This is a genomic window from Halopseudomonas sp. (genome assembly GCF_041579695.1).
In the GTDB taxonomy this organism is placed as follows: Bacteria; Pseudomonadota; Gammaproteobacteria; order Pseudomonadales; family Pseudomonadaceae; genus Halopseudomonas.
On sequence record NZ_JBFGFI010000195.1, the window covers coordinates 1 to 1,892 of the forward strand.

Annotated in this window: 2 protein-coding genes; both read left to right on the top strand. The window is 59.0% G+C overall.

Annotated elements, in window-relative coordinates; translation table 11 throughout:
* The first annotated feature begins 16 nt into the window (after positions 1–16).
* Complete coding sequence (locus ABYA88_RS16325; protein WP_373188436.1) at positions 17–1,411, top strand: phosphomannomutase CpsG; 1,395 nt, start codon at positions 17–19, stop codon at positions 1,409–1,411.
* Between the two features lie 322 nt (positions 1,412–1,733).
* Positions 1,734–1,892: NAD-dependent epimerase/dehydratase family protein (locus ABYA88_RS16330; protein ID WP_373188437.1), on the top strand; the 159-nt coding region annotated here is incomplete at its 3' end.

Below are 1,892 nucleotides of genomic sequence, written 5' to 3' on the forward strand. Positions count from 1 at the left end.
ACACACATGGAATTTTATGTCTGAGATCACCTGTTTCAAAGCCTATGACATCCGCGGCCAGCTTGGCACTCAGCTGGATGTAAACGTCGCCTACCGCATCGCCCGGGCTTTTGCCCAGTGGCTCAAGCCCAGGCAGATCGTTTTGGGTGGCGACGTGCGCGCCAGTTCCGAGGAACTGAAAGCGGCTCTGGCCAATGGTCTGCGCGATGAAGGCGTTGATGTGCTGGATCTGGGGCTGGCTGGCACCGAGGAGGTGTATTTCGCTACCTTTCACCTGGGCGTGGATGGCGGCATTGAAGTCACCGCGTCCCATAACCCGATCGACTACAACGGTTTGAAACTGGTACGCGAAGGCTCGCGGCCGATCTCTGCCGATACCGGCCTGAAGGAAATCCGTACCCTGGCTGAGTCCACGACCTTCAACCTGGTCGACGGCCGTGACCCCTCGGTGCCCGATGATCAGCGCGGCGCCTACAAGAGCGTCGACACCCGCGCAGAGTACATAGAACATCTGATGGGCTATATCGAGCCAGCCAATTTCACGCCGCTCAAGCTGCTGGTAAATGCCGGTAACGGCGCGGCTGGCCCGGCGATTGATGCGCTGGAGGCGGCGTTTGAAAAGCTGAAGATGCCCGTACAGCTGATCAAGATCTGCCACGAGCCCGATGGCACCTTCCCCAATGGCATCCCCAACCCGATCCTGATCGAGAACCGCAGCATGACCAGTGATGCCGTGCTGGAGCATGGCGCGGATATGGGTATTGCCTGGGATGGCGACTTTGACCGGTGCTTTCTGTTCGATGAGCAGGGGCGGTTTATCGAGGGCTATTACATCGTAGGCCTGCTGGCCGAGGCGTTCCTGCAGAAGGAACCCGGCGCCAAGATCGTGCACGACCCGCGGCTGGTGTGGAACACCGTGGAGCAGGTGGAGGATAACGGCGGGGTAGCGGTGCAGACCAAGGCCGGGCATGCATTCATCAAGCAGCGCATGCGTGAAGAAGACGCTGCATACGGCGGCGAGATGAGCGCGCATCATTACTTCCGTAATTTCGCCTATTGCGACAGCGGAATGATTCCGTGGTTGCTGGTGGCGGAACTGTTGTGTGTGAAGGGCAAGCCGATGTCGGAGCTGGTGGATGAGCGTATCGCGCGCTTTCCGTCGTCCGGTGAGATCAACCTGACGGTGAGTGATGCGCCTGCGGTGTTGAAGGCGATTGAAGAGCGTTATGCGCCGGGTGCGCTGGAGGTGGATCATACCGATGGGGTGAGCATCTGTTTTGCCGATTGGCGTTTTAACCTGCGGGCATCGAATACCGAGCCGGTGATCCGGTTAAATGTGGAGAGCCGTGGGGATGAGGTGTTGATGGAGCGGGAGACTGCCAAGCTGGTTGAGGTGATTGGGGGGATCTGACCCCAAAGTCAAAATGGATCCCCGCGTTGGCGAGGATGACGGGTACCGGGGCAAAATGGATCCCCGCGTTTGCGAGGATGACGGGTACCAGGTCAAATGGATCTCCGCGTTCGCGAGGGTGACGGGTACCGGGGCAAAATGGATCCCCGCGTGCGCGAGGATGACGGGGAGGGAGTCATTCCCGCCCCACCTCTTCATTACCGCTCTCTTCACCCCGTCATTCCCGCGAACGCGGGAATCCATTTTGACCTTGAATAAGCGGGTTTGAGCATCAGTCAGAGCGGGTATACTCTCACCCAAACACGAACACAAAAGGTCCATTGTGCATACAACCATTCTTGTCACCGGCGGAGCCGGTTACATCGGCACGCACACTTGTATCAAACTGCTCGAGGCGGGTTATCAGGTGGTGGTGCTGGATAACTTCAGTAACAGCTCCCCCGAGGCGCTGCGCCGGGTGGAGGAGATCGCCGGGCAGGCG

Coding starts and splice junctions, on each gene's coding strand:
- ABYA88_RS16325 (WP_373188436.1), top strand. CDS start 17: ATGTCTGAGATCACCTGTTTCAAAGCCTATGACATCCGCGGCCAGCTT.